Raw genomic sequence first — 3,851 nt, forward strand, 5'->3', positions numbered from 1 at the left:
GGCCGGTGATCCTACACTCGGTCGACCAAGTGTTCCGCGAGCAGGAGATCTTCCGCAGCATCCATGCGGTCGAGAACGGCTACCCGATCCACAATGCGATGACTGACGCCGGCCCGAGCCTGATCGAGCTCTGGGATCTCGCGGTTGCCGACGATCGCCAGGACATCGAGGGCTGGCGCGCGCCGTTCGACGGTGTCTCGGTGACCAGCCCCGAGGTGAAGCTGGCAAGGCGCATCCAGGCCGAGATCAAGCGCCTCGTTGCCAGCGGCACCATGACCGGCAGCGCCGGCGGACGGCGGCCACTGAGCTACGGCGACATGCTGATCCTGGTGCGGCGGCGCGGCAACGCCTTCGACGCGGTGATCCAGGCGCTGAAGCACGCCGGCATCCCGGTCGCCGGCGCCGACCGGCTGAAGCTGACCGAGCACATCGCGATCATCGACCTGATGAACCTCGCCGATGCGCTGTTGCTGCCGCAGGACGATCTCGCGCTGGCGGTGGCGTTGAAGAGCCCGCTGTTCGGCCTCGACGACGACGATTTGTTCAAACTGGCGTACCAGCGTCGCGGCTCGCTGCGCGAGGCATTGGCCGCGCAGGCGCCAACCGATGAGCGATTCGCGGCCGCGCTGCGCCGTCTCGAACAATGCGAGCGCCGCTTCACCCAGGAGACGCCGTTCGCGTTCTACGCCTGGCTGCTCGGCGGCGACGGCGGGCGGGCGCGCATCCTGCGCCGGCTCGGCCATGAGGCCAACGACGCGCTCGACGAATTCCTCGAGCTTGCGCTGAGCTATGAGCGCAAGGCGCCGGCCTCGCTGCAGGGCTTCGTCGCCTGGCTGCGCGCCGCCGACACCGAGGTGAAGCGCGATATGGAGATTTCGCGCGACGAGGTCCGCGTCATGACCGTGCACGGCGCCAAGGGCCTCGAGGCATCGGTGGTGTTCCTGGTCGACACCACGACCTCGCCGTCGGACACGCAGCGGCTGCGGCTGATCCATCTGCCGCAGGGCAATGCCGCGCCGAACGCGCCCGGCGTCGTGGTGTGGGCCGGCAAGAAGGCCGAAGATCCGCCCAACGTCGCCGATGCCCGCAAGGCGATGCTCGGCGACACCGAGGACGAGTATCGCCGCCTGCTCTATGTCGCGATGACCCGTGCCGCCGATCGGCTGATCGTCGGCGGCTGCATGCCGGGCAACATGAACACGGTGCGGAAATCGTCCTGGTACGATCTGATCACCAGGGGGCTCGCCAATTCCGGGCTCAAGCTCGAGGAGCTGGAGACGCCGGCCGGCAAGGTGATGCGCTATTCGCGGCCGGACGACGTCGCCGATCTCACCGGTGCGACTGCGTCAGCGGCCGCGGTGCCGATCGCGTTGCCGTCCTGGCTGCGTGCACCGGCCGCACCGGAAGCATCAGCGGCGGGCATGCTGCGTCCGTCCGATCCGGCTGACGGCGACAGCCATCCGATCCGAACCGGCGAATCGGTGCTGCTGCGCGCCCGCGCCCTGCAACGCGGCACGCTGGTGCATCGCCTGCTGCAATCGCTGCCCGACGTGGCCCTTGAGCGGCGGCGCGCCGCCGCGCTCGGCTACCTCGCGCGCAATGCCGACGGCTGGAGCGAACAGGAGCAGGCCGCGCTCGCGGATCAGGTGCTCGCCCTGATCGCCGATCCGCGCTTCGCCGCCGTGTTCGCGCCCGGCAGCCGCGCGGAAGTCTCGATCGTCGGGCGGCTGGAGCGGCCGGGCCAGCCGAAGGCGCTGGTCTCGGGCCAGATCGACCGCCTGGTGGTGACCCCTAGCCATGTCCTGATCGTCGATTTCAAGACCAATCATGCCCCGCCCAGGACCGCCGCCGGGGCGCCGCGGGGCTATGTCCGGCAGCTCGCGCTGTACCGCGCGGTGCTGGCGAAGCTTTATCCCCAGCTGCCCGTGCGGGCCGCCCTGCTCTGGACCGAAACGACTGAAATCATGGAGATTTCCGCCTCCGCGCTGGACGCCGCCCTGGCATAAGTTCATGTCGGCGTGAGCAACCTTGACCCGGCAAGGGGGCGTTCATAGGTTTGACCCATGCTCCCGGGCGCGATTCTCAACCGCCCTTTTGTCTCAACCGAACGAGGTACTCACATGGCCGTTGGCAAGGTTTCTGACGCCGATTTCGAAGCCGAAGTGCTCAAGGCGACCGGGCCGGTGGTCGTCGACTTCTGGGCCGAGTGGTGCGGCCCCTGCCGCATGATCGCGCCCGCTCTCGATGAGATTTCCGGCGCGATGGGCGACAAGGTCAAGATCGTGAAGCTCAACGTCGACGAGAGCCCGAAGACCGCGTCGAAGTATGGCGTGATGTCGATCCCGACCCTGATGATCTTCAAGGGCGGCGAGATGGCGTCCCGTCAGGTCGGCGCCGCTCCGAAGGCCAAGCTGCAGCAGTGGATCACCGCCGCGGTCTGATCCGATTCGAATTAGCTGATTTGTGCAAACGGCCGGCGATGAGCCGGCCGTTTTGTTTTGCACCCCGATCCCTGCGGTTGCGCGGCAACGCTTAGGAACCCGAGCGGGTGGCCCACGTTCTGGTGTCAAATGGCCCTCGGGAGGGACCCATGTCGAACCCCAGATCAACCGCGCAGGTCGCGGGACATCCTATCCATCCGATGCTCATTCCGTTTCCGGTCGTATGCTTTGTTTTGACCTTCGTTGCCGATCTCGCATTCTGGAAGACGGGCACTGAGTTCTGGGCCAGCGCCTCGCTCTGGCTGCTTGGTATCGGCCTGATCATGGCCGCGCTCGCCGCCGTTGCCGGCGTGATCGATCTCCTCGGAGACGATCAGGTCCGCAACCTATCCGATGCGTGGCAGCACGCCGGCGGCAACGTCATCGCGGTATTGATCGCGCTGTACAACTGGTATTCGCGCTTCGAGCACGGCACATCCGCCATCGTGCCGACCGGCCTCGCGCTATCGTTCATCGTGGTCCTGATCCTGCTGTTCACCGGCTGGAAGGGCTGGGAGATGGTCTATCGCGAGCATGTCGGCGTCTCGGATGAGGCGCATATCCATTAGGAGTGCATCGTCTCCATCACGCCGAGGCCGGCCTATCGAATCTCGTTCGTCATGGCCGGGCTTGACCCGGCCATCCATCTGCGTTCGAAAAATGCCCTTGCGAAGATTGAAGGATACGCGGGTCAAGCCCGCGTATGACGAAACGGGTTTGGGGCGCGGTTACCGGATCCATCCCGTCGCCAGCGCCGAGGCGAGTTCGGCCTGGCCGTGCTGGCGCGCCAGCGCCGCCATTGCCGCGTGGTCGTACGGAATGTGGCGGAAGGTTACGTCCCAGCCACCATCGACCTGCTCGAGGATCGCGTAGCGCGCGTCGGGCGAACCGGCCTCCACGACATGCGGATGCGGCTTGCCGACGCGATAGCCGGGCGAGCCGACGCTGCCGGGATTGACGATCAAGCGGCCGTCGCGAAGCCGCACGGCTCGCGCAGTGTGCGTGTGTGCGCAGAGGATCAGCGGCTGCCTCACGCCGGCGGCCCTTGCCTCGATCGCGTCAAGCGCAGACATGCAAACCTCGCCGCCCGGCAATACCGTCTCGAGCCAGTAGGTCTCGTCATCCTGGGGCGTTGCGTGACAGAGGAAAACCTCGTCGCGATAGACCGCATTCGCCGGCAGCGTGCGCAGCCAGTCGAGATGCCGCGGCTCGAGCCGGGTAAAGGTCAGCCGCTCCCAGGAGCCCATTTTCTCGTGCGGGCGGTCGATCAGATAGCGGTCGTGATTGCCGAGCAGATGGACCGCATCGAGCGCCATCAGCATATCGATCGTCGGCCGGGCATCGAGCGGCCCGCTCACCATGTCGCCGAGG

General features: G+C 66.7%; 4 protein-coding genes. 3 read left to right on the top strand and 1 reads right to left on the bottom strand.

Annotated elements, in window-relative coordinates; genetic code table 11:
* The 3 genes from PMN64_RS42350 to PMN64_RS42360 all read left to right on the top strand — a co-directional run.
* A partial coding sequence (locus PMN64_RS42350) for a 3'-5' exonuclease (protein ID WP_411785048.1) occupies window positions 1-2,006 on the top strand: 2,006 nt, incomplete at its 5' end.
* A 114-nt stretch (window positions 2,007-2,120) separates the two neighbouring features.
* Window positions 2,121-2,441 (top strand): thioredoxin, encoded by a 321-nt coding sequence (gene trxA / locus PMN64_RS42355; RefSeq protein WP_016847387.1) that lies wholly within the window; start codon window positions 2,121-2,123, stop codon window positions 2,439-2,441.
* Window positions 2,442-2,590: 149 nt separating this feature from the next.
* Window positions 2,591-3,049: a DUF2231 domain-containing protein gene (locus tag PMN64_RS42360; RefSeq protein WP_028341697.1), complete on the top strand. Its 459-nt coding sequence runs from the start codon at window positions 2,591-2,593 to the stop codon at window positions 3,047-3,049.
* A 159-nt stretch (window positions 3,050-3,208) separates the two neighbouring features.
* Here PMN64_RS42360 and PMN64_RS42365 read toward each other — a convergent pair.
* Window positions 3,209-3,851: metallophosphoesterase family protein (locus PMN64_RS42365; protein ID WP_411785049.1), on the bottom strand; the 643-nt coding region annotated here is incomplete at its 5' end.

Origin of the sequence: Bradyrhizobium sp. UFLA01-814 (genome assembly GCF_046718885.1) — a bacterium.
In the GTDB taxonomy this organism is placed as follows: domain Bacteria; phylum Pseudomonadota; class Alphaproteobacteria; order Rhizobiales; family Xanthobacteraceae; genus Bradyrhizobium; species Bradyrhizobium elkanii.

Bases quoted from the DNA above. Each gene is read 5' to 3' on its own strand.
- trxA (WP_016847387.1), top strand. From the start codon at position 2,121: ATGGCCGTTGGCAAGGTTTCTGACGCCGATTTCGAAGCCGAAGTGCTC.
- PMN64_RS42360 (WP_028341697.1), top strand. From the start codon at position 2,591: ATGTCGAACCCCAGATCAACCGCGCAGGTCGCGGGACATCCTATCCAT.